Raw genomic sequence first — 23239 nt, 5'->3', positions numbered from 1 at the left:
CCCCACTCCCCCGAGCAGTACTCGATTGCGACTGTACCGTCAGTTTCGGATAGGAATGAATTTCGGCAAAACTCTGTTCCGAAAAGGGCTAGATCGCGGGCAGGCGAAGTTCTGCACGCAATCCTCCGAGCGGCGCCGATCCGAGGGTGAGCAATCCCCCGTAGATCCGCACGAGATCGGCCACGATCGACAGCCCGAGCCCCGAGCCCGGCTTCGTCTCGTCGAGCCTCTTGCCCCTTTTCAGTGCCGATTCCCTCTGCTCCGGCGTCAGGCCCGGCCCGTCATCGTCGACCGTGATCCTGACCCAATGGTCCTGCGCCGACCGGCGATCGCTCTGGATGCGCACCGATATTCGGCGCGAGGCCCATTTCCCCGCATTGTCGAGGAGATTGCCGACCATTTCCTCGAGGTCCTGCTGGTCGCCGCGGAAGCTGACCGGCTCGGACGTGACCTCGATCGCGATCTTGCGGTCGGCCTGCACCTTTTCGATGACCCGGGCGATCCCCTCGACGACCGGACCGACCTCGGTCGCCGCGCCCACCACGGCGACGCCGGCGCTGATCCTGGCCCGATCGAGATGGTGGTCGATCTGCTGTCGCATGATGTCGACCTGCTGGACGACCTTGTCGGCCATCGAGCCCGGGCTCGCATGCGCCTCGTTGACGATCACCGACAAAGGCGTCTTCAGCGCGTGCGCCAGATTGCCGGCCTGCGTCCGCGCCCGGGCGACGATCTCGCGGTTTGAATCGAGAAGTCCGTTCAGTTCGCGGGCCAGAGGCGCGATCTCGCGCGGCACATTGCCTTCGAGGCGTTCCGCCCGCCCTGCCCTGATATCGGCGATCGCCCGCGAAATCCGGGTCAGCGGCCTAAGGCCGAACCCGACCTGCAATGCGGCGGTCGAGACGAGGCTGATGCCGAGCAGGATGAAGGTCGTGGTTAGCGCCGTGTCGAACGCATGCGTCTCCGCATCGATCTCTCCGGTCGGCCCAGCCACCGCCACGACGTAGCGAGCATCGCCGATCTGTACGACCCGCTCGACCTGCCTGAGCGCCTCGTCGTCGGGTCCCTGCGTATAGGCCTCGCGCGTCGCCGACATGTCCTTCTCGGGATCGGAATCGATCAGGAAAGGAAGGTCGCGGTCGAACAGCGAGGACGAGGAGCGGATCTCCGGCTCCCTGTCCTGGAGCCTTTTGCTGATCTGCCAGTACCAGCCCGAGAGCGGGATTTCGAAGCGCGGCTCGCCGACGGTGAAGACCAATTTTTCGAATTCGCCGTCGCGGGACAGATCGCCGACGAGCGCGCGCAGATAGACGCCGAGCCGCGCGTCGAAGCCGCGCTCGACCAGATCGCGGTAGGTCGAGGAGAGCGTGAAGCCGGCGATGAGCAGGATCGCCATGCTGCAGAGCGTCGCCGCGAGCAGCAGCCGCGAGGCGAGCGAGTTCATGCGCGTGCGGCGGGCTCAGGCGGGCCGAGCACGTAACCGAGGCCGCGAACGGTCTGGATCACGTCGACGCCGAGCTTCTTGCGGACGCGTCCGACGAACACCTCGACCGTGTTCGAATCCCGGTCGAAATCCTGATCGTAGAGATGCTCGACCAGTTCGGTCCGCGACACCACACGCCCCTGATGATGCATCAGGTAGGAGAGCAGCCGGTATTCGTGCGAGGTCAGCCTGATCTGGTTACCGTCGACGAGCACCCGCCCCGACCGCGTGTCGAGATGCACCGGCCCGCAGACGAGATCGCTTTTGGAATGCCCCGCGGCGCGGCGCACCAGCGCGCGAAGCCGTGCCAGGATCTCCTCCATGTGGAACGGCTTGGCGACATAATCGTCGGCGCCGGCATCGAAGCCCTGCACCTTGTCGCCCCAGCGGTCGCGGGCGGTCAGGATCAGAACGGGGAAATCGCGTCCGGCCTTGCGCCAGCTTTCGAGCACGCGCAGCCCGTCCATCTTCGGCAGGCCGATATCCAGGATCACCGCGTCGTAGGGCTCGTTCTCGCCGAGATAATGTCCCTCCTCGCCATCGAGCGCATGGTCGACGGCATAGCCCGCATTTCCGAGCGAGGTGACGAGCTGGCGGTTGAGGTCGGGATCGTCTTCGACGACGAGGATGCGCATTGGCGGGCTACTTGAGGTTCACGACACGGCCGTTTGCCGCGTCGAGCGTGGCATATACCACCTTCCCGCTCTGGCTCAGCACGGTGATGATGTAAAGTAACTGGCCGTCTTTCGCGCAGAGATCGGCATTGATCATTTCGCCCTTCGCCGCCGTCTCGGCCGTTCCGCGGACCTGCCGCAGCGGCATGGCCCGCCCCGCCGCGACAGCCGCGATCGCCTCGCGCCGGGTCAGGCACCCCATGGGCGGATAGGATTGCGCCGCGGCCGGAAGGGCGAACAATTCCGTCGCGACGAAAAGCGCTGTGAGCGAAACCCGCGCGATCATCCCCTCACTTTCACAAGCCCGGCTGAACTTTAGCTGAACAAGCAAGATTGTGAACTCGGTGCGCGGCGGCGAATGGCCGTAACGAAGAAGCCCCGCTCCGACGAAACGGGCGGGGCGAAGTTCAGTCAGGGAGAACAATCATTGATATGTAAAATCAGCGCATTTTACAATGACTGGTTGCTCGCTATCCCGTCACCCGCCTCGGCGTGGCGGCTCCGGCCGCACACCGCAATCTCCCGGGAAGGTTCGTCCTCGTCCTTGCTCATGACCTCACCCGAATACCCTCCGGTCCGGTCGACATAGCATTCACACGCAATGATGGTCAGCGCGACTGATGAGGACAGCCCAGCTTCCATAGATAGCGATTTCCAACATCGTTGACGCTCCAGCCCCGACACAGGCTGAAGAACGCAGTGCACCCACGTTTTATTCCTCGAGCGCCCCAATCCTCGGTCTTGCAGGCGTGGCCGTCGCGCTGGCGTGAGGCATTCGTCATCCTGTGACCGAGTTGGCGCGTCTCGGTTTAATCAGCGACTATTGTCGTCGCGTTGGTAACGACGAGCGATTCGGTGTTCGCCGAGGCCAGCGTCTCGATCGTCGACAGATCACCGCTGTCGCGGATGAGCACGTTGAATGCGCCCGTCGCGGCAGATGTGCGATGCGTTGTGATCGCGCTGCCAGCGGGCGTCGGGGCGCCCGAGCCGAAGCCGGACGGCGCCTGCCTATCCTTGATGAGGATCTTCTTGTCGGCGGTGATTGCGCCCGCCACCACGACGGTGGGGCTTTCGTGGCAACCCCAGACGTTCTGAGTCGTATTCCCGGATACAGCGTGGATCACCGCGCCACGCGTCTTGGAACGGCCTCGGCGATAGGTGTACTCCGCGCAATTGCCGATCACGCCATAGGTCGCACTCGGAAGCGATGCGTCGAGATCGAACCCTGCCGCGCGGTTCTGCGAGCCGACCGAAATTTTCGTCGCCTTGAATGACTCGTAGTTACCGACAGCGGTATCGCCATCAAACTTGGCGAGGACGACCGAGCGATCGACACCACCGTAGTTGGTCGAGATGCTGTCCTGCCGAATTTCAAGACCATTCACCGTTGCCTGACTCCCGCCACCGACAGAGAACAGGGCGCAGGAGTTGGTCGCGTAAGCGACCTTGATGTTGTTGTTGAAGAACTGAACGCCGCTGAAGACAGGCGTCGATATACCAGTGAATACCCGAACGAAGCTCGGATTGGCTCCGGTCGGCTTGTTCCTCTCGAAGTGAACCGAGTTGAAGACGATACCGGGAGAGTTCTGCACGAGCAGGAAAGCCGCGCCAACGCACCACTCGATATTCAACTGATTGAACACGCCTTGGAACGTCCCGTTGATGTTCACGGCAGTGCCGCTCAGAACGACTAGATTTGTATTGCTGCTTTCCGTGGGCGGTAGTGCGCCGCCACCGGCATAAAAGTTATTCCAGATACTGCCAGTGCCATTGACCGTCATGGAATACAGGTTCACCTGCCCAGAGCAGGCTGAAATGGTCTCCATCACATTCGAAAAGAAGTCGCAGCCGGCCATATGAGATATACCGATGCTCGGATGGAAACCGTCGAGATGCTGTATGCTCAGGTTCTGGAATCGCGACTTGAAGTGTGCGCCAAGCAGGATACCGCGCGAATTGGCCGTGCCGGAAACACCGTGATAGACGCCGAAGTCCCTATATTGCCCACCGTAGACTTTGACGTTGCCGGTCTCACCCAGCGTAACGGCGGGATGATCAGCCTCGAACTGCGCGATAAAACTGTATGACTCCCCCGCGCCATACACGCCACGGATGTCGCTCTTGAACTGCAGGCCGAGATTGCTTCCGGCCTCAACGCGCCCGCCTTCGATCTCGATAGTTCCGTTGTAAAGCTCGACGAAGCGGCCGTTCGCGTGCGCGGAATCGAGTGCACCCTGGAGGATCGTGTAGTTTGCCTGGCGCGCGGCCTGGCTGAGCCCTGTTCCAAGGGTCAGCCCAGGGCAGGTTTCGATATCCACCGAACCGCGGATGATCGCCGGCATGGAGGGTGTCCCTGCGGACGAGCGGAGAGCGTCGGAAAGCGTTCTAGTCTCAACCATTATGCAGCCTCCACGACGATGTACGTACCCGCCTCGTCGGTCAGGTAGACGCCGTCGTCATCGGTTAGAAAGGTGAACCCATCTGGTGGGACGAGGCCGTCCGCGCTGCGAACGGCGATCTGGAAAATGGACAGTCCAAGACCGAGCATGGGCCTCCGAAATTGCGATGTGAGAAGGGTCGGGAACCAGGAGGGCTCGACCAGCCGGTGAGCCGATAGATCGCGACGCCGGCTGCCGATGCATGCCGGGTGGCGATACGATGCGTTTAGATGACGAATGCGCCTTGGACTTCCGGCGGCTTCAGGACGGGGTGAGAGTCGTGAACGCGGATGGAAAGGCGGCCGAAACCGGCCGCCTTTCAATTACTTCGCGGTGCCGGTGAAGGCTCCGATCATGTAGCTTTCGTTGCCGATCTCGGTCACTCGGCCCTTCACTTCCCAGGTCTTGGTGTCGATGACCCAGACCACGCCGCTGTTCGGCTTCGACTTCGGCGCGCCGCTGATCGCGGCATAGGTGCCATCGGAAGAGAACGCGATGCCGCGCGGACGCGACGGTTCACCGTTCGGCGTTTCGAGCTTCACGAGCTTCGGCTCGGGCTTCTCGCCGGCGATCGCCTTGGCCGCGTCATGGACCGTGAGATTGTTGCTGCGGAAGGTCGTCGTCAGGATCTGCTTGCCATCAGGGGTGAACGCCGCGACGAACGGCCGGGTCGCTTCCTCGGGATTGGCCGTACCGACGAGCAGGCGGGCAACCTCGGACTTGGCCGGATCCTTGATCGCCTTCTCGACATCGATGATCGAGATCGTGTTGCCCTCGACGCCGGTCGCCGCATCCTCACGCGCGGTAGCGAGGACATATTTTCCGTCCGGGCTAGTCGTTATGCCGAACCCGCCGGACTGCGTCGGGATGCGGCCGATCTCGGCGCCCTTCTCTCCCGCCGTCGCCTTGGACAGGCTGATCACCGAGACGTCGTTCGTGCCGCCGTTGGCGGTGAATACCGTGCCGCCGCCGAGCGGGCTGATCGTCACGCCATTGGTATCGGGGAAGCAGCCGAACGCCTTGTCCGGCGCCTTGTGTGGAATGGTCGCCGGCGGGCAATCGAAGCCCGGCTTTCCATAGGCCTGCTCGACCTTGTGAACGACCTTCTTTTGGGCGAGATCGACGATGTTGATGTGGCGCCCGCCGTCCTCGTTGCCCTTGTCCTCGGCATGGGCGAGCACGCCGAATTTGAGGTCCGGCGAGACGGCGAATCCGGTCGCGCCGAAGCCTTCGGAATCGATATAGCCCTCGACCGCGCCGAGCGTGCCGTTGTTCCTGGTGTCGAGCGCCTTGTCGAGATCGACCACCGTCACGCTGCCCGGCCAGCCGTGCTGGAAGCTGCCGGCCTGCTCCGGCGTCGACTTGCCGGAATGGTTCACCACGAAGGCGCGCCGGAGTTCCGGGCTGATCGTGATGATGATCGGCTGGCCGCTGGCCACGGTGTCGGCCTTGCCGCTGCCGGTCGCATCGATATCGGGGGTCACCCGAAGCCGGTTGATCACCGCCTTGGACGTTCCGTCGTTCGCAGGGTCGATCGCTTTTTTCAGATCGATGACGATGACGGTGTTGTCCCAGCGGCCGCTGGCGAGAAAGAAGTCGTCGGCGATGGCCGGGGAAACGGTACATGCCGTCGCGAGCAGGGCAGCGAGCCCCGCTTTGGTCTTGGCGTTCATGAAATCTATCCTCCCGTTGGTGCTTTTTTTGGCACTCGTTTCTGACCGGGACGCTCGAAACGCTCTCCTTTCGCTGGTCGCGAATACTCCTCCTCCCGGCCCGAAGGCACGGCATCGCGATCACGTCATTTGAATTATGAATTCACTTTGGCCGGGATTTTCGAGCAGCGCAAGCGCTGCCGACAGTTCACCGCCGACAGACGCCACGCCACGCCGCGTTGTGCTCCTTGACCGCCCGAATGGTCGCGTCGCTGTCGTTCTGAGACCAGCCGATAGGCTCGAATGAACGGCAGGCCGCGCCGGGATCAATCCCGGCGGAAGCCGTCATTCTCGCGCAGCCGATCAGGAGCGGCGTCAGCAGCGCGCTGAGCACGGCGAGCCGAAAGAGCCGCGTCGATCGCGTCATCGCTCGCCCTCTTCTGTTCGAGAATGGCCTGGTCCCGCCCGGCCTGGCGTTCGCGGCCGGCGCGAAACATCGCGGTCACGCCGTTGAACGCCTTGAGCAGGGCAAGGACGAGCTGGATCCAACTCAAGCCGGGATCACCTTGTCGCTCGGCACCGCCTGGGCGAGCTTCGGCGTCGTCTGGATCACCTCGACCTCTGACAGCGATGCGGCCTTGCCGACCAGCGCCACCGCGCGGTTGACGTAGAAGCCGTGCGCCACGGCCACGATCGCGATCGCCGCCGCGACGATGCCCTCGACCTGGCCGTCGGCGATCCAGCCCTTGCCGACGAGATAAGCGAGAATGGTGGTGAGCAGCGTCTTCACGACGCTCTGCAGCTGCGTGAGATTCATCCTTGTCTCCGGTCTGTGGAATTGCGCGGCAGGCCGGCCGCGCGCGGTCATTCGATCAGCGAAAGCGCGAGCGCCTCGGTCTCGCGCACGCGTCGCCGCCAACCCCGGCCGAACACCGCGAAGGTCTTGAGGCCTTCGAGGAAGGAGAGGCGTTGGCGGCAATAGGCGGAGACGAGTTCGGGTAACGGCCGCCCCTCGATCGCGGCCAAAGTGACGGATCCGATTCGCCCGTCGGGAACCGTTCCGACGATCACCTGGAGGGTACGTGCCGCCCGGCCCGGGCCGGAGTTCACGCAATAGTCGAACACCGCCAGATCAAGGCCCGGCGGCAGAGCATCTCCGGCGATCTCGTCCCAATAGAAGGCCCGGTAGACGGCAGCCGCCTCGTGGCGCGTCAGCGCCCTCACCTCAGCCTTTGAAACCGCACGGCCCCGCCAGCGGGAAAGGGTCGCCCTCGTCACACCGAGATTGGTCGCGCCGCCGGGATCCGACGGATGATCGATATAGCCGCCCTCGTGGCGCAACACGGCGTCAAGCGCCTGCGCGAATCCCGCAGAAGCCAAATCGTCCTCCATGAACGAAAAAAACCGCCCGAAGGCGGCTGACGGTGAACCGGCCAATGCCGATCAATTATTTTTGAACAGGCCCGATAAGGCCTTAGCGTCGGTCCGGCAAAAACGGCTCGGACGTCTAGAGCCTCAACGCTTCCGTTGATTTCAAGCAACCATGGAGCGAGGAATTTCGAGGGGCGAAAGCCACAGGAAGCCGCCCCGCGACAGGTGGCGGCTGGTACATTCTATGCTAACCCAAAGTTCGGGGGGCGGCGTTATCGGAGCTCATCGAATGAACCCCAAAATGCCGTTCGAAAAAGGGCGCCATATATCCATGGCCACGCTATGGGCGGGGCTGATCGCCAATCTGGCCTGGGTAGTCTTACTCGGCTGGCTTGGTGTTGCCGCTCTTATGTAAAGAGCTTGGTTACAACGACAACAACCATCCCCCAGAGGGCAAGGTTTATCTGTAAGGCAGCCCGACGCAACGCGTACTTGTCCATCGGTTTCCTCCGAGGGTTCTAGCGACCCTTCTGCGTTTACTTTGCCACTGCCTCGGAAACCGTCAACTGATTGATTACAATTTTAGCATTGGTACATGGTCGACCAGAAGGGCGACCTAACCAAGGTGCTGATTTATAATAATTTTCTCAGACACAAAATTGAAAAATATTTGTTCGTAATTGTGCCCTGCCGGGTCCGAAATGAGGCAACTTGCCCGGAATCCGCTCTCAGCCGCCCGAGTCTGTGCAGATGCCCATGGTTTCGGCGTTTCATTTTCCTGCTTTGACTTGAGGCTATTGCGGACAATTTCGGCGAAGTCTTGCGGGTTTCCCCTACCTCTCACAGCGTGGGCGCGGCGTTCCGGTAGGGATGCGCCGAGGGCAACAGCGAAGCCAACCCGGCCTGCCAGCACAGATAGGCTTCCAGCTTCTCGACCTCCGCATCCGTCGGCGCCCGCTTTAGGCGCACGATCTCGCGCACCTTCAACGATGAGATGTTCCCGATCCCGTTGCCGCTCGACCCCTGCCCTCCCAGAGTGGAGCGAGTAAAGGTCTCGGTATTCACCGCGACGCTGGCGGACGCCCGCGTACCGCCATTGACCTTCAGCCTGGACGTCTTCGGCGAGGCTCCCGCATCGAGCGAATGAACCACGCAGACATCCAGCCCGGCCATGGAAATGCCGGACTGCGAGCCGCTTCCCTGGAATCGAACGTTGCCGTTCCCCGAACCCCAGCTCCGGTAAGCGCCCGACGCGTCGGCGTCGGAGAACCAATATTTGAAGCCGCTCGACAGCGATGCGTCGCCATGGATAAGGGCGGCATGCCCGATCGCGTCGGCCACCGCGGGCAGACCCGTGATCACGGTCTGGGTCATATGCTGAGTGCCGTTGAAACTCAGGCATGGCCCGCCGTTCATGCCGGTCGACTCATAGATCGGCTTGGCCGCATCGGATCCCTGATCCATCGACCTGCCATTCCCGGTCTGGCTGATCCACTTCGAGACCCGGTTCGAACCGTCGGTCGTCAGGCTCGCGAGATTGTCCGCCCGCCACCAATCGAGGAGATCGGCACCGAAGGCCGCCGGCGTCCAGAGCGCCTCTGCAACCGTCAGCGTGAACGTCATGGCCCCCGTCAACCCACGCGCTCCGTTCTGGATCGCCGAGACCTCGACGACATGATCTCCCGCGGACAGGCTGTCGGGCGCGGTCAGGTTGGCGCCTGCGATTGCGAACGACGCCGCTTCCGGACCGCCCGAGATCGCGAATGTCGTCGGCACGGGCGAGGTCGTCGCGAGTCCGATCGAGAAGCTGTCCCCCTCATCAACGGTCCCGACCACAGGCGATGTGAAGACCGGCGGCCCGAATTGCTTGCGGAACTCGGCGCCGGTTAGTGGATACTGGTCGCCGCCGAGACGGCACGCCTTGCCGCTATTACTTTCCCAGTAATTCGCATAGAGCGCATTGTTCGCGAACAGAAACGCCGACATCTGCGCCACGTAGTAGGAAGCGTCACGGACGACGTTGCTCGGATCCTTCGAGCAAAGGCCCCATTCGTCGAGCGCGAACCTCTTGCCGTGCGCCACTGCGAAATCCGCCGCCCAGCGCATGCCGAACCCGGTCGGCGAATTGACCTTGTAGTTCCAGACCGCCTGGATGTCGGTGAAACCGGTCCAGTCGGCGGCATTCAGGTAGACGTCCATGCCGATGATATCGACATAGTCGTCGCCGGGATAAGCGAGGCCCGGATCATAGGGCGTGCCGTCGCGATAGTGCCGCTCGTTTGGGCACCAGGAAAAGCGGAAACGGTCCGAGATCGTGCGGAACGCCGAGACCAGCCTCTGCCAGGCGCCGATGAAATCGGCCTCCTTGCCGTAACTGTCCCAGATCTGCCAGCCGCCGTTGAATTCCCACGGGCCGCGGATGACGATCGGCCCGCTCGCCTCGTTGTGGTTGAGAACGATCTGCTGGGCGGCCTGCACATAGTAGGCATCGAAATTCCCCGCCGCCGCCTGCGCCAGAGTCGTGCCGTTGACCATGTTCGGCACGGACCAGTGGAACGGCCGGCCGATCACGGAAGCAGCCGCCGCATCGCTCGAGATATAGTTGATGAAGTTCGCCCAGTTCTCGCGGCGAAGCATCAGCATCACCTGGTCGGCGGGCGCGCCGAGCCAGGCCTCATAGGCAGGACCATCCGCGGCCGAGTTCACGTAGATGCCGAAACGCCTCGACATATCGAACGGCACATTCTGCGGGCAGGCCGAGAGCGCTGCCACTTCGGGCAGGGACAGTCCAAGTCCAATCATCGGTGATACCTCAATATAGGGCCCAGATACTGTCAGCCGTGCCGCCGGGCTTTACCCGGCGTACGACGAGCGGATTGTAGCCGGCGACAAGCGGAACATTGGCCCGCTCGGTGCCGTCGGCTTCGCGCAGATTGGCCGTCCCCGCGGTGCCGACGAGCAGGCCGCGGCATGGGCCGTCCGCCAAATCGGCATCGGCCTTGGTCACCGGCACATAGCTCTTCGCCGCGGCCGACGACGGCTCGGGCCAGCCGCGTTCGATAGTCTTCGCCATGCTTCACCTCATGAAAAAGCCCGCAAGAAGCGGGCCGGTCGTTCGAATTCCTGGGATTGCTCAGACGTATTGGCCGCTGGTCGAGACGGCTCCCACGGCATTGCCGGGCAGATAGTTCGCGCCGCCGCCATTGGTGCGGATCGTGCCGCAGGTGGAGGCCGAATATCGCGTGCCCGTCGCTGAGCCGCTGAACGTGTCGCCACTGACGAGCAGCGACCCGCCAGCAGCCACCGCCGAAAAAGTTGTGAAGGCCGGCGTGCCGGTCAGCGCAATCGTCCGCCCCACCGCCTGGATCGCCGCTCCGGCTTCCGCGACCCAATGGTTCACCGCGCCGCCGGAGATCGTGTAATTCGCCGCGCATTCGGCCCGCGCACCCGGCGCGATCATCGCCACATGCCGTCCTGCACATGCGCTGAACTCAACCGCCTCCCAGACCACGCGTCCCGGCGCATCGCCGCGCAGGCAATCGCCGCTCGTCACCGTGGTCAGCTTCAAATCCTTGATGCGAAGATCGCCCGGCAGCGGCGCGGTCCATTGCACGAGATGCCCGATCCCGCTCAACACCGTTGTCGCCCCCGCTCCGTCCAGCACGACGCTGCCGCCGCCGGTCCAGCCCTTCGCGATCGTCAGACCCGAGAACGTCCCCGCCCCGATCTCGATCGTTGTGGTAAAGCCCGCAAGATCGAGCGTCCCGGCGATGACGTCATAAGCCTTCTGTACCGTGGCGAACGCACCTCCCGCCGTATTGGCGAGGCCGTCATTCGCATCCGAGCCGTCGGCGCGGACATGATAGGTCCGGTTCGCGCTCAGCTGCTCGCGCACGCCGCCCTGCGGAAAACGCGGCCGTCCTGTCGCGCGGTCTATCCGCAAGGCCTCATGCCAGGTCGCGCCGTCGGCCGAGACCTTCAGCACGAAATCCTCGTCGCCGATCAGTCCGAGCTCAGCCCGCCCGCCATAGGCCGACTGCAGCAGGATCGAGAGCACGTCGCCCGCGCCCTCCTTGTTCATCACATAGCGAAGATCGCCGGTACCGCCCGCACCCGCTTCGAGCGCGGTCCAGAGCGCGCTGTTCAGCTTGGCCGAGAAAGGATTGGTCTCGTCGGCCATGGTGCCGAGGCCAAACCGCGGCACATCCTGAAACGTGCCGCCTGCCACCTGCCAAATGCCGCCCGAGAAGGCGACGACTTCTTCCGCCTCGGCATCCCAGGCGATCCAGCCAGTGCCCGGCTCGATGAACACCCATCCGCCGTTCTGGAACGCGGCGACCCGCCCGTCTTTCCCGGCCCAACCACCCGTCGCGCCGGGGCCGACGATATGGCGTTCGCCCTCCTCCGGATCGGGGGGAGGGGCGGTGCGCGTCCGGTCCAGCACCGAGAGCTGGACGATATTGTCCAGCCGCGACAGCGCCTCGTTCACGGTCACATGCTTCTGCGCCTGGCTCGCCGCCAGCAGCGGGAAGCGGAGATTGCTTGTCGTCTCAGACATGAAGGATCGTCTCCGCGGCCCGGCCTGCTCCGGCCAGGGCTGATATCTGCATCACCCGGATTGAAAGGCTCTCCTGCGGCCCGCCAAAATCGGCGGTCTCGTCGGCATTGGTGTAAAGCGCTGAGGGCGACAGGACGTTGATCGTCCGCACCACTTCGCCGCCATCCAGTACCTCGACCCGGTAGGCCTCGCTCTCCTCGGCCAGCGGCACCTCCGCCACTTCCCAGGAATCGCCGCCGCTCCGCGTCCGCCGAATCCATGACATCTCGACCCCGGCCGATGTCCGCCGTCCGCGCAGATGCACCGGCGCGAACGGCATCAGCGCGAGCGAACTCGGCGTCGCCGCGAATTCCACGGCCATCGGGTCGGCATGGTCGGTCGCGGCCGGCGCCGCGCGCCATGTCACCGGCCGTCCGGCGCGTTCCACGCCCTCCGCCAGCGGCACCACCGCCGCGTCGAGCAGGACGAAAACGCTGCCCGCCGGCTTCTCGACACCGGCCTCGATCTCCGTGCCCGATTGCCCGCGCAGAAGCCGCGACAGCCGGTAGGTCCGTTCCGCCACAAGCTCGGCCTCGCCGAATTGCAGCACTTCCCACGCACCATCCGGCCCGCGCAGAGCCGCCAAATTCGCGCCCGCCAGCAGGCGATCCTCCGTCACCGCGACAAGCTCGCCGTCCGAGATCGCGACCGTCACCGAGCCGCCATTGTCGAACCGCCACGGCCGCCCCGGCTTCAGCGCGTCCAGCGTCTCGCCGATCAGGGCCGGCGCGGACACCCGCACCGCCGGCTCGAACGCCCCGCCGCTTTCGCGCCACAGCACGATCGCGCCCGGCCATGGTTTCGCGGCCACCGCCACGCGCGACAGCACCGGCGGCTCGCCGTCCGGCGCGGGCAGGTCGAGCACGACGACCTCCGGCAGCCCGGCCAGCGACGGCACAGGCGCGGCGATCGATGCATCGCGCAGCCTCGGCGCCTCGAAAATCTCCGGCGCCACGGCGCGCGCCGTCACCTGCCGGAGCGGCCCGTCGGCGATCTCCGTGATCTCGAACGTTCGGCCATCAAGCCGCACCAGATCGCCGGGCTCGGGCCCGATCAAAGTCGGAGGCAGCGCGAAACCCGCCGTCTCGCGACCGATCCAGAGATCCTGCAGCCGGATATCCGCTCGGCGCTGCATCTCGGATGGCGCGGCGACGACCGCCGTGTCCATGACGAGGACGCCGCGCGCCTCGGTCTCCCGCCGCCTCGCCGAAGCGACGACCGGCCGGAATTCGGCGAGAACGTCGCCGTGCCCGATCGCGATCTCGACCGGAAGCTCGGTCTCCTGTGCCCGAACGAAGTTCGGCTCGGCGCCGTCCCTCTGGGCGGCCAGATCGTCGAACTCGACGGCCTCCCCTCGGCCGCGCGGCGACAGCACGATCGCGCCGTCGCGCTCGCAGGCGCCGAAGGCATAAAGCTCCCCCAGAGGCTCCAACACCTCGCGCGCCGAGGCCGGCCGGTCGACCGCATAGCCGTCGATGACGCCCTCCAGCGTGCCTGTCTCGAATGCCTCCGCATCCGTCTCGCCGAGCACAGCCGCCGTCAGCTCCGCCAGAGGCGCCTGCCCCAATCTCCCGTTGAGCCAATGGCCCGTCTCGTAAGCCGCGCCGTCGGCCCACACATCGCGCGCTATCGGAAAGGCCGGAAACGGCCGTGCATCCCAGGCCCAGACCGATGTCCGTTCCGGATCGACCATCCGTCCGCCATAGACTGGCGACAACGGATTGGTCGCGGCCTCTCCATAAACCGCCATCACCGCCTCGATGGCGCGTCTCTGGACGAGATCGTCCCGCCCGCCCGACGAGAACGGAGGCAGGGCCGACGCCGACTTCTCGTCCGGAAAGACATTCGGCGCGTTCGCGCCCTTGTCGACCGCCGGACAGCCGATCTCGATCAGCCAGATCGGCTTCGATCCCGGCACCCAGGCCGTGGCGGACGACAGCTCGACGCCGTCGACCCGTTCATGATGCGGATTGCTCCACCAGCCGTGGAGATCCTTGGCCCGGAACGTCCAAGGCTTGCCGAGCCCGTCACTGATGGGCGTCCTGACCTGCGCCGCGCGGTCGGCATCGCTGGCATAAAACCAGTCATAGCTCTCGCCACCGGCGACATTCGCTTCGAGATAGGCGCTGTCGCAGATCGATTCCGCCAGCCCACGGTCGAGATGCTGGGTGCCGTCCCGCCAATCGGCCAACGGCCCATAGAAATCGATGCCGACCGCATCCACCGCCGGATGCGCCCACAGCGGATCGAGCGGAAAACGAACCTCCATGCCGCCGCCGAGCACATGCGAGCCGTATTCGGTCCAGTCGGCGGCATAGGTGATCTTCGTCGCCGGGCCGACGAGCGTCCGCACCGCCGAAGCGAGAGACACCAGTTGCGCCACCGCCGGATAAGCGCCCGCCGCATTCCGCACGCGAGTCAGCGTCCGGAATTCCGAGCCGATCACGATCGCATCGACACCGCCGGCGATCTCGCCGAGCTGCGCCACATGCAGCACGAAGCGCCGCCAGCCCCACTCGCTCGGCCCGGAATAGAATACGGCTCCACCGGCCGACGAGAAGTGACCGGCCGCAGCCGTCCCGAAGAACGCCGCGACCTCCGAGCCTGCCGCCGCGGTCCCGTCACCCACCGCCGAAATCTCGCCACGCCACGGATAGGCCCGCTGCGGAACCACACCCGTCACCGGGTCCGGCAGATCATTGTCCGCCGGCACATCCATCATCAGGAATGGATAGAGCGTCACCTTCAGCCCGCGCGCCTTTATCGCCGCAATGGCGCGCAGCACGCTGCCGTCCGACGGCGAGCCGCCATAGGCCGGTCGGCCGTCATGCTCGGAAACCAGTCGCGCGCCGCCGCGACCGAGCGACCCGACCGACCAGGCCGCACCAACCGTCTGCTTGATTTTCGAATCCACGCGCGGCGCGACCGTGCAATGGCCGCAGCGGAGATCGTCGCCGAACCAGGCGACGACCAGCGAGACGTGTTCGAGGTTCGGGCAAAGCGCGACGAGTTCGTCGAGACTCGCCTCCAAATTCGACCCGGCCACCAAAGTCTGGCGGTTCTCCGCCGCGCTCCGGCCGATGCCGAGCTTCCGCGTGACGGCGATCGTGTCGTAACCGAACTCCGTCGCGCCCGGGATCAGACACACCGATCTGATCTTCGGCTCCAGCATCCCGACCGGCCGGATCACCTCGAACGAGAGCTGTGGAACGCGATTGCCGAACGCTTCCAGCAGCAGGTTCTCGAACACCACATAGGCAAGCCCGCGATAGGCCGGCGCATTCTCCGCGCCCTCCTTCGCGACGATCAGCGGGTCGGCCGCCTGCGCCTCATCGCCGATGTACGTACGCATGTTGACGCGCGTCAGGTCGAGCGGCTTTCCGTCCGCCCACACGCGTCCGACATGCGCGATCGGGCCTTGGCAGAGCCCGAGCGCGACATTGGCGAAATAGCTCGTCGTCTCGACCGAGGGTCCCGACGGCGCGCCCTTTCCGCCCGACGAATTCTCGCGCCGCGTTTTCGCCACCAGTCGCGTCGCCCAGATGATTTGCCCGGATACCCGCACCCGTCCCCAGGCGCGCGGGATCGGCGTTCCTTCGGTCGAGGCGGTGACGTCGAGCTCGCGCAGCCGCCCGCCGCTTTGGGTCGAGCCACCACCGAGGAACGAACGGTCGATTGCCGCGCCGGCCAGTCCGCCGACCGCGCGTCCGACCATCGCCCCGACCGGCCCGAACAGCGAGCCGACGGCGGCGCCCGCCGCCTGAAGAACCAGAGTTGCCATGAGAACCTGTCAGTCGGCCGCGCCGGGAAAGGCGAAACGATAGGCAAGCTTGCGCCGCCACATCGGCGAGATGCCGACTTCGGCGACCGACGCGCCGTCGTGGGCATGGATCATCGTGGCCGGCCCGGTCGCGATCGCGAGATGCTTGGCCGCCACGTTCGGCCGCCAGCGGAAGATCAGCACGTCGCCGGCGGCGATCTCCGAGCCCGGCCGCTGGATCAGATGCCGCGCGGCGGCCTCCGCCAGAGGCTCGCCCCTCCCCGCCTCCGCCCAGTCTGGCGCATAGGGCGGCGCTTCTTCCGGCAGCTCGCCATAGAGCGCCTCCCACACCCCCGTCACCAGGCCCAGGCAGTCGCAGCCGACATGCTTCAGGCTCGCGCGATGGCGATAGGGCGTGCCGATCCAGCTCCGCGCCTCGGTCACGATCATCTCCGCATTCACTGGAAATAGCTCCCGCCGTCATGCTCCTCGTCGCCGGCCGGATAGCCGAGCGCCCGGTCGGTGCCGGGCATGTGCGGGAAGCCACGGAAATTCGCGGCATTGGCGAACCGCTCACGGCAGGTCCGGAAGCGCTTGTCGCAACCGGCCGTCACGACGAATTCGTCGCCCGCCGCCGCCTCGGACGGCAGCCCCTGCCAAAGTCCCAGGCGGTCGCCGCGATGCTGCCTCACCTCGCACCGTCGGCCCTCATTGCCGCCGCTCGTCCAGGTCAGCATTCCGCCGTCGAACCAGCGCTCCTCAAACCCGCCGAGCCCGCTCGCCACGACCTCGAACCGCGTCGCCGAAACGACCGCGCCCTCGCCCCGCAGCAGAGCATTGCCGAGGTCGACCCCGCATCGCGCATCGCCCAGTCCGGCATCGCAGGTCGCCACAAAAAGCCGCCCCTGCCGCGCGTCCAGCCGATGCGCCATCGAGCGCAGTTCGGCGTTGAACGCCGCCCCCATCCGCCGCACTTCGCCGATCTCACCGACCCGCAGACGCAGCCGCTGATCCGGCAACTTCCAGTTAACCATGAAGATTTCGACTTTGGCGCAATCCCATGATCCAGCTGACAAATCCTCTTCCGTCAGGCCATCGGACCCCAGCGCGCCGGCCACTTCTCCGCCGCCGACAGCCAGTCCCAGCGAAGCCGAAGCCTCCGCCGCCTGCAGCCCGCTCGACGCCCGGAACAGCGTGCCGTCGAACGCGATGTCCTCATCGTGGTCGGTAAAGCCGAGCACCACCCCATCCCGCCGCGTCGCCCGCCAGCAATGACAAAGAGTGGTCGCCTCGAAGGCGAGATGCGCCGCGAGTTCGGAAGGGATCTGACGCATGATTTCTCCGTCATCCTCCGACTTGATCGGAGGACCCACAACGGCCTCTCAAAAGAATGGATGCTCCGGTCAAGCCGGAGCATGACGGCAGGACACCCTCTCCCGTTTACGGGAGAGGTCGACTCGCGCAGCGAGCGGGTGAGGGCATGTGTGAGGTAATGAGCATCGTACTGGCCCTCACCCCCGTCGTCTGACGACGACTCGACCCTCTCCCGCTTCGCAGGAGAAGGGTCAGACCCGCACCTCGATCACCGGCACCGACGGGATCGCACCCGCCTCGAACGCCGCCAGATCGACCTCCAGAAAATCGGTATCGAACCGCACCGGAACATCGAACAGAAACCCGGCCGCGACCGTCACCCCGACTGCCGGAGCATCGTCGAACGTCACCGTCCCGGCCGCGTGATCAACCGAAAACCCGGACGCGACCTCCTCACCGGCCACCGCCACGCGAACGCTCCCCGCGACAGGCTTCACGATTGGCCTCAGATACGGATCGTCCATGCCATACGCCTTCACCAGCCGGAACACCGTCCGCTCGCCATCGCCCGTACCAAGCACCTGGTCCCCGGCCGTCACCATCGCCCCATGAGCCGCCGACGAGAAATCCAGCCGGTCCCGCCAGCGGAACCCATGCAGGCGCCCGCGCCGCTCCTCGAAGAACGAAACGACCTCCGACAGCGCGGAGAGCGACTTCACGCCCCAGCCAGCATCCCAGCGCCGCCGTGCATGCGCCCACCGCGCATTCCGCTGCTCGCGTCCCGAACCAAGGGTCACGATCTCGGTCCGCCGCTCCGGCCCACCCCGAGCCCCAAGCGCGACCTCGATGGGAAAGCGGACCTCGTGGAATGTCGTCATGAATTGCTCCCTTGCCTCTCCCGTTTACGGGAGAGGTCGACTCGCAAAGCGAGCGGGTGAGGGCTATGAGGAAACGAAGGCGCCCTCCCTCCCCAGAATGGAGAGGGCCGAGTCGCGCGGAGCGCGAACCGGGGTGGGGCCACGACCTGTCGAAATGCCCGACTCGGGGAAAGTCCGCCTCCCCCACCCCGCTCAGCCTGCGGCTGAGTCGGCCCTCCCCGGGCCGAACGTCGCCGAAAGCAGCCGCGCCACCACATCGAGATGCCCGGCCAGCCCGCCGGGAGCCGACAGCGCCGCGACCTCCTCGTCGCTCATCGCCGTTCCACCGCCGCGCAGCCCGGCGCCCAGGATCCGGATTGCATCCCGCGCCGAAAGCCGCCCGCTCTCGAACCGCGCCGCCAGCGCTAGCAAATCCTCCGCCCCGAACGCCGCCTCGAGCTCGGCCAGCGCGCCGAGCGTCAGGCAGAGCGTGTGGCTCCGCCCGCCAAGCTCGGCGAAAATCTCGCCTCGGTGGTGGTTCGCCATCGATCAACCTCATCGTGCAAAACCGCTTTCGCCGTGTCGCCAAACACTTGGAAACATGGCTAAATCGTTATCGGATTAGGGATGGGGGTCCCCAGGATGAGCGAACAATCAAAGAGCGGATGGCGCGCGGCAAAAGGCGCGTTCGGAGACGTCTTTCGAGCCCTCGCCTTGTTTCCTGTCGCCTACATCGTCTTCTACGCAGTCTCCGCCCTTCAGCAATTCCTCTTGCAGGGGATCGAAACCCGACCACACGAGGAAATTGGGCTGGAGCTCCCCGCCGCAGCTTTGGCCACGCTGATACTTTTTCCGTTTTGTATTTCGCCACTGCGTTATTTCGCGGCCGGCGATACCAACCATCCGTACGGGTTCGGACGTCCCTTCTGGCGAGTGGCAGGCTGGATGGCCTTGATCGGTGTGCTCTCGTTCACCGTGGCGATGACCGCCATCTTTCTTGTGACCTTCCTTTCGGCCGGCTTCGGAGACGCAGGTACGGCGATCGCTGTGGTAATCATGATCGTCGTCTATCTCGGACTGATCTGGTTCAACTTGCGCATCGTCACGATTTATCCGTCGCTCGCCCTCGATGAGAGGGGTCCGATGCTCAAAAACGCCTTCAAGGAAAGCGCGGGATCATTCTGGTTCATCGTGAGAGCAATACTGTCGTCCCTCGTCTTCGCCATCCCCGTTATGCTAGCGATGTCTGCACTCGAGCTAGGGATATTGATCGCGTTATCGCCCTCGGACACCACGGTCGATCCTGACGTAGTCGCAGGGTTCGATCGACAAGCTCTGCGCAACTCGACGGCCGCTTTGGTTGTCGGAATCGGTGGCGCGATTAACATCGTTTATTGCAGCGCCCTGATCGGCCGCATCTTCCGCGCAATCAGAAGTACGAACGTCACGGCAACGGAGTCAGCCGCCGCTGTCCCGGCCTGAGTCCAGTGTCCCGGTCCCCGTGGGCGAAGCCCATCGCGAGAACCGGGACCCAGCGTTCCTCGCGGCGAAGCCGCACTTTATCTGTCGAGCGCCTGCGGCGCACTCAAAACGCTGAACCCCGGAGCGGCGTGCACTCCGCGCACTTGTCCGGAAAACGGCATCAAGCTGTCCCGAACACCACCTCGCCCGCGCTCTCCATCGCCAGGTCGAATGTCACCTCGCCGAGGTGGTCGCCTCGGTAATCCAGGCTAACGATCTGGAACGGCCCCTCGATCGTGCCGAAGCCCGGCACCACGATCTGCCAGGGCCTTATCGTCCCGTTGAAGAACAGCTCCCTCGCCAGCGCATCGGAGGCTGAGTCGCGAAACACCCCCGCGCCCTGCAGGCTCGCCCGTTTCACGCCGGCGCCTTCCAGCAATTCGCGCCAGCGCCCGGCGCTTTCCGCATGCGTCACGTCCACCGCCTCGGCATTCAGCGCCAGCCCTCGGGCGCGCAGCCCGGCCAGAGTGGTGAAGCCGCCGAGACCGTCGCCGATCTTGAGCAGCAGGTCCTTGCCCTTCTGAGCAGCCATCTCGTCCTCGGACATAAAAATGCCCCCGCCGGTGAGGGCGGGGGCAAGAGTCAGGGGAAACATCCACGCCCATTGTGGATTGCTAGTCGGGCTCGGTCAGAGCCCGGAAACGGAGTTGCGCCATCCGGTGGCGACCATCGCCGGCACGCCGCGCGTCTGTCGCAAGCCAGCGGAGATTGGCGAGCCGGTGTCCGGCAACGGTGAGATCGGCACCGTCGAGGGAGGCCGCGATGTGGGCCGCCGCGTTCAGCGCCTGTCCAAGGCCCGCCTCGCGAGACCAGACATTCAGCGCGAACCGGTGCTCCTGCCCATCGGCAAGATCCGATCCGGCTCCGCGGCTCTCGATATCGGCCATCACCACATAGGGCGGGCCGATATTCTCCGGCACGTCGTCATAGACGCGGCCCGCGCCAAGCAGGCCGGCAAGCGCCGCGTCATTCGCCAATCTCGTCCGAACCGCCGCCCGCAGAGCGAGCGCAGCGCTCAACGGCGAACGCTCACCCGGACCGGGATGGCGCCTGGCCAGGCCTCGCCGCCCAGCACGAAGCCGGTCGTCTCGGTGCGGATATTGCGGCTGTCGATACCCATCGCCCGGCGGCCCGAAGCGAGCTTCCGCGTGAAGCTGTCGTACGCTGCAAGTACCTGGGCAATGGTCATGTCTTGATCTCCGAGGTCAGTGCGACAAGGAACCGGCGTTCCATATCGGCGTCGTGAACAGAACGTATTTCATAGACTCGCGTTCCATCGCGAAGCTTGTGGAGCGGAGTCAGATCGTCGCGCCACCGCATCGACAGGCGGTGGGTAATGGTCTGCGCGGCCCTCTCTGAGGCGAAGCGAAAATCGCCGCCGATGGCCTCGATCGACGCCCAGACGGCGCCGCTCTCGACCCAGGTCCGGGTCACGCCGCCCGCCCCGTCGGGCACATCGCTCGGCGCCGCCACGGTGAAACGCTTACGCATCCGGTTGATCGACGGCGGCATCAGAGCCGCACCGCGCGTTCGGGCGCCATGAGTGCCGCCGCCGCGATCGGCACCGCGATCTGGCCGCCGGCAGAATCGACCGCGCGGTTCTCGTACCAGTGCGCGACGAGCAGTCGGACAGCCTGCTTCAGCCCCGGCGGCACGTCATCGGCGCCGCCATATCCGGCTTGAATGTCGATCTCGATCCCGGCGAACGGTCTCAGCACCGACGGTCGCGACGGCACATGCAGGCGCGACGACGCCGGGTCCAAAACCCAGCCTCCCGTGGCAAGCACCGTCGGCGTCCCGTCTCCCGCCCGCAGCCGCGCCGCCTCGACGGCAACCACGGGAGCAAGCGGCAGATGGACCACCCCATCGGCTGGCCAGGCATCGAGCACCAGCCGCCAGATCTGGCTGACCAGCCGCCGCCCGGTCACCGTCTCGACATGCCGCCGCGCGGCCGAGATCAGGCTCCCAACCAACGTGTCGTCCTCGTCGTGATCGAGCTTGAGAAAAAGCTTCAAGTCGGCAAGCGACAGCGGCTCCTCCTCGGGCTCGGTGAGCAGGATCAAAGGCATGGCAGCAATGTCTCGTGGGTTGGATCAAGATTATAGTGAAGGGGAAGGTTGGTTGCCTCTCCCGTTTACGGGAGAGGCCGACTCGCGAAGCGAGCGGGTGAGGGCATGTGTGAGGCAATGAGCATCGTGCTTGCCCTCACCCCGGAGCGCTGACGCGCTCTCGACCCTCTCCCGCTTCGCAGGAGAGGGGAAGAACTCACGACACCCCGAACTTCAGCAGCTTGATCGCATCGAAATCCTGCACGCCGCCGCCGACGCGCTTCGTCGTGTAGAACAGCACATATGGTTTGGCCGAATACGGGTCGCGCAGCACCCGCACGCCGAGACGATCGACGACCAGATAGCCGCGCCGGAAGTCGCCAAACGCCAGCGAGAAGCTGTTCGCCGCAATGTTCGGCATGTCCTCCGCTTCCGTCACCGGGAAGCCGAGCAGGGTGGCGTCGCCGCCCGCCTCGGCCGGCGGCATCCAGAGATAGCGGCCGTCGCCGTCCTTCAGCTTGCGCACCGAGGCCTGCGTGCGGCGGTTCATCACGAAGCGCGCATTCTGCCGGTATCCTGCCTTCAGCGCATAGACGAGATCGACCAGTTCGTCGGCCGGATCGGTCGCGGCGAAGTCGCCCGAGACGCCGGTCGCGATATAGCCGAGATTGCCCCAGCTCCAGCTCGCCTCGGCCACCTTGGTCGCGTTCAGGAAGCCCTTCGGCTTCTTGTCGCCGTCGCCGTTGACGAAGGCCGCGCCTTCCTGCGTCGCGAACGCGGTCTCGACCTCCTGCGCGATCCACTGGTCGAGATCGACCGCGTTGTCATCGAGCAGGGTCTGCGTCGCCGCCGGCATGGCGTAGAGTTCCATGGCCGGGAATTCGAGCTCGGCCAGGTTCGGCGTGTTCGTTTGCGTGCGGGCGTCGGTCTCGCCGACCCAGCCGGTCGAGAAGCCGGTCGTCGCGAACGGCTTCTTGTAGACGTTCGCCGAGATCGTGCGGATGCCGGCGATGGCGCGGATCGGCGAGCTCTGGATCAGCCGCGTGCCGATCTCGCGCTCGGTTTCGTCCGGCACGAGATAGCCGCCGTCCGAGTTCGAGCCGACTGACATCGACTTCGCGTCGAGCCGCGTCAAAGCCGTCGCATCGCGGCGCCGCACATAGACCTCGAACGCCGATTTCCGCTCGCGGGCGCCGAGCGAGAACCGCTCCGGATCGCCGCCCAGCGCCGGTCGCCGCGACTTCAGCACCATCTGGTCCAGCACGCTCTTGTGGCGGTCGAGCACGGCGTCGATCCGCGCCAGCTTCTCCTCGGTCAGGGGGTCCGCGGTGATCCGACTCTCGATCTCCGACAGCCGCTCGTCGTTGACGTCACGATAGCTCTCGAACGCCCGCATGAACTGGTCGTAGGCATCGACCACATCGCCGCTCGACGGCACAAAATCCGCCGCCTTGTTCTCGGGCGCGCGGGGCATGGCATCACTCATTCGTCACCTCGTTGGGCATGAAAAAACCGCCCCACGGG

Annotated in this window: 24 protein-coding genes; 1 reads left to right on the top strand and 23 read right to left on the bottom strand. The window is 65.2% G+C overall.

Annotation, left to right across the window (positions count from 1 at the left end; translation table 11 throughout):
• Window positions 1-88 precede the first annotated feature (88 nt).
• The 17 genes from ACFPFW_RS07290 to ACFPFW_RS07210 form a co-directional block, all read right to left on the bottom strand.
• Window positions 89-1444 carry an ATP-binding protein gene (locus tag ACFPFW_RS07290; protein WP_114956608.1) on the bottom strand — a complete coding sequence of 452 codons (1356 nt, stop codon included), beginning with the start codon at window positions 1442-1444 and terminating at the stop codon, window positions 89-91.
• Complete coding sequence (locus ACFPFW_RS07285; RefSeq protein ID WP_114956609.1) at window positions 1441-2118, bottom strand: response regulator transcription factor; 678 nt, start codon at window positions 2116-2118, stop codon at window positions 1441-1443. Before ACFPFW_RS07285 ends, ACFPFW_RS07290 begins: the two co-directional genes overlap by 4 nt.
• A gap of 7 nt (window positions 2119-2125) precedes the next feature.
• Window positions 2126-2443, bottom strand: coding sequence for a PepSY domain-containing protein (locus ACFPFW_RS07280; RefSeq protein ID WP_114956610.1), 318 nt, complete (start codon window positions 2441-2443; stop codon window positions 2126-2128).
• Between the two features lie 523 nt (window positions 2444-2966).
• Entirely contained in the window at window positions 2967-4499 is a 1533-nt protein-coding gene (locus tag ACFPFW_RS07275) for a hypothetical protein (RefSeq protein WP_114956612.1), read from the bottom strand.
• A 56-nt stretch (window positions 4500-4555) separates the two neighbouring features.
• A complete protein-coding gene (locus ACFPFW_RS07270; RefSeq protein WP_162799635.1) occupies window positions 4556-4705 on the bottom strand; it encodes a hypothetical protein in 150 nt (49 codons plus the stop codon).
• 213 nt (window positions 4706-4918) lie between these two features.
• On the bottom strand, window positions 4919-6268 hold the full coding sequence (locus ACFPFW_RS07265; protein WP_114956613.1) for a YncE family protein: 1350 nt from the start codon (window positions 6266-6268) through the stop codon (window positions 4919-4921).
• Between the two features lie 305 nt (window positions 6269-6573).
• Window positions 6574-6801, bottom strand: coding sequence for a hypothetical protein (locus ACFPFW_RS07260; RefSeq protein ID WP_114956614.1), 228 nt, complete (start codon window positions 6799-6801; stop codon window positions 6574-6576).
• Window positions 6798-7064, bottom strand: coding sequence for a Pam3-gp28 family putative phage holin (locus tag ACFPFW_RS07255; protein WP_114956615.1), 267 nt, complete (start codon window positions 7062-7064; stop codon window positions 6798-6800). The genes ACFPFW_RS07260 and ACFPFW_RS07255 overlap by 4 nt, the downstream gene beginning before the upstream one ends.
• 47 nt (window positions 7065-7111) lie before the next feature.
• Entirely contained in the window at window positions 7112-7627 is a 516-nt protein-coding gene (locus ACFPFW_RS07250; RefSeq protein ID WP_162799636.1) for a glycoside hydrolase family 108 protein, read from the bottom strand.
• Window positions 7628-8458: 831 nt separating this feature from the next.
• The gene (locus ACFPFW_RS07245; protein WP_114956617.1) at window positions 8459-10420 is read right to left on the bottom strand and encodes a glycosyl hydrolase; all 1962 of its coding nucleotides are present in this window, start codon (window positions 10418-10420) and stop codon (window positions 8459-8461) included.
• 10 nt (window positions 10421-10430) lie between these two features.
• Window positions 10431-10691: a spike base protein, RCAP_Rcc01079 family gene (locus ACFPFW_RS07240; protein WP_114956618.1), complete on the bottom strand. Its 261-nt coding sequence runs from the start codon at window positions 10689-10691 to the stop codon at window positions 10431-10433.
• 60 nt (window positions 10692-10751) lie between these two features.
• Entirely contained in the window at window positions 10752-12176 is a 1425-nt protein-coding gene (locus ACFPFW_RS07235) for a DUF2793 domain-containing protein (protein WP_114956619.1), read from the bottom strand.
• Complete coding sequence (locus ACFPFW_RS07230) at window positions 12169-15996, bottom strand: baseplate multidomain protein megatron (protein ID WP_114956620.1); 3828 nt, start codon at window positions 15994-15996, stop codon at window positions 12169-12171. The genes ACFPFW_RS07235 and ACFPFW_RS07230 overlap by 8 nt, the downstream gene beginning before the upstream one ends.
• A gap of 9 nt (window positions 15997-16005) precedes the next feature.
• Entirely contained in the window at window positions 16006-16425 is a 420-nt protein-coding gene (locus ACFPFW_RS07225) for an NlpC/P60 family protein (RefSeq protein WP_114956688.1), read from the bottom strand.
• 8 nt (window positions 16426-16433) lie between these two features.
• Window positions 16434-17309, bottom strand: a complete 876-nt coding sequence (locus ACFPFW_RS07220; protein ID WP_114956689.1) for a DUF2163 domain-containing protein — start codon at window positions 17307-17309, stop codon at window positions 16434-16436.
• 231 nt (window positions 17310-17540) lie between these two features.
• On the bottom strand, window positions 17541-18167 hold the full coding sequence (locus ACFPFW_RS07215; protein ID WP_114956621.1) for a phage distal tail protein, Rcc01695 family: 627 nt from the start codon (window positions 18165-18167) through the stop codon (window positions 17541-17543).
• Between the two features lie 192 nt (window positions 18168-18359).
• Complete coding sequence (locus ACFPFW_RS07210) at window positions 18360-18692, bottom strand: gene transfer agent family protein (RefSeq protein WP_114956622.1); 333 nt, start codon at window positions 18690-18692, stop codon at window positions 18360-18362.
• A gap of 96 nt (window positions 18693-18788) precedes the next feature.
• Here ACFPFW_RS07210 and ACFPFW_RS07205 point away from each other — a divergent pair, with 96 nt between their 5' ends.
• A complete protein-coding gene (locus ACFPFW_RS07205; protein WP_162799637.1) occupies window positions 18789-19628 on the top strand; it encodes a hypothetical protein in 840 nt (279 codons plus the stop codon).
• 160 nt (window positions 19629-19788) lie between these two features.
• On the opposite strand, the gene ACFPFW_RS07200 is transcribed toward ACFPFW_RS07205, so the two are convergent.
• The 6 genes from ACFPFW_RS07200 to ACFPFW_RS07175 all read right to left on the bottom strand — a co-directional run bounded on the left by ACFPFW_RS07200 (window position 19789) and on the right by ACFPFW_RS07175 (window position 23201).
• Window positions 19789-20199, bottom strand: coding sequence for a phage major tail protein, TP901-1 family (locus ACFPFW_RS07200; RefSeq protein ID WP_114956690.1), 411 nt, complete (start codon window positions 20197-20199; stop codon window positions 19789-19791).
• An 82-nt stretch (window positions 20200-20281) separates the two neighbouring features.
• Entirely contained in the window at window positions 20282-20686 is a 405-nt protein-coding gene (locus tag ACFPFW_RS07195; protein ID WP_114956624.1) for a DUF3168 domain-containing protein, read from the bottom strand.
• Entirely contained in the window at window positions 20683-20856 is a 174-nt protein-coding gene (locus ACFPFW_RS07190) for a hypothetical protein (protein WP_162799638.1), read from the bottom strand. The genes ACFPFW_RS07195 and ACFPFW_RS07190 overlap by 4 nt, the downstream gene beginning before the upstream one ends.
• Window positions 20853-21179 (bottom strand): phage head closure protein, encoded by a 327-nt coding sequence (locus ACFPFW_RS07185; protein ID WP_114956625.1) that lies wholly within the window; start codon window positions 21177-21179, stop codon window positions 20853-20855. Before ACFPFW_RS07185 ends, ACFPFW_RS07190 begins: the two co-directional genes overlap by 4 nt.
• A complete protein-coding gene (locus ACFPFW_RS07180; RefSeq protein WP_114956626.1) occupies window positions 21179-21736 on the bottom strand; it encodes a head-tail connector protein in 558 nt (185 codons plus the stop codon). The genes ACFPFW_RS07185 and ACFPFW_RS07180 overlap by 1 nt, the downstream gene beginning before the upstream one ends.
• Window positions 21737-21932: 196 nt before the next feature.
• Window positions 21933-23201 carry a phage major capsid protein gene (locus ACFPFW_RS07175; protein ID WP_114956627.1) on the bottom strand — a complete coding sequence of 423 codons (1269 nt, stop codon included), beginning with the start codon at window positions 23199-23201 and terminating at the stop codon, window positions 21933-21935.
• Between the last annotated feature and the right edge of the window lie 38 nt (window positions 23202-23239).

The sequence above is a fragment of the Flaviflagellibacter deserti genome (assembly GCF_042652085.1).
Lineage (GTDB): Bacteria > Pseudomonadota > Alphaproteobacteria > Rhizobiales > Methylopilaceae > Flaviflagellibacter > Flaviflagellibacter deserti.
The sequence above is the reverse complement of the archived record's forward strand: the minus strand, read 5'-3'. Positions and strand labels throughout refer to the sequence as shown.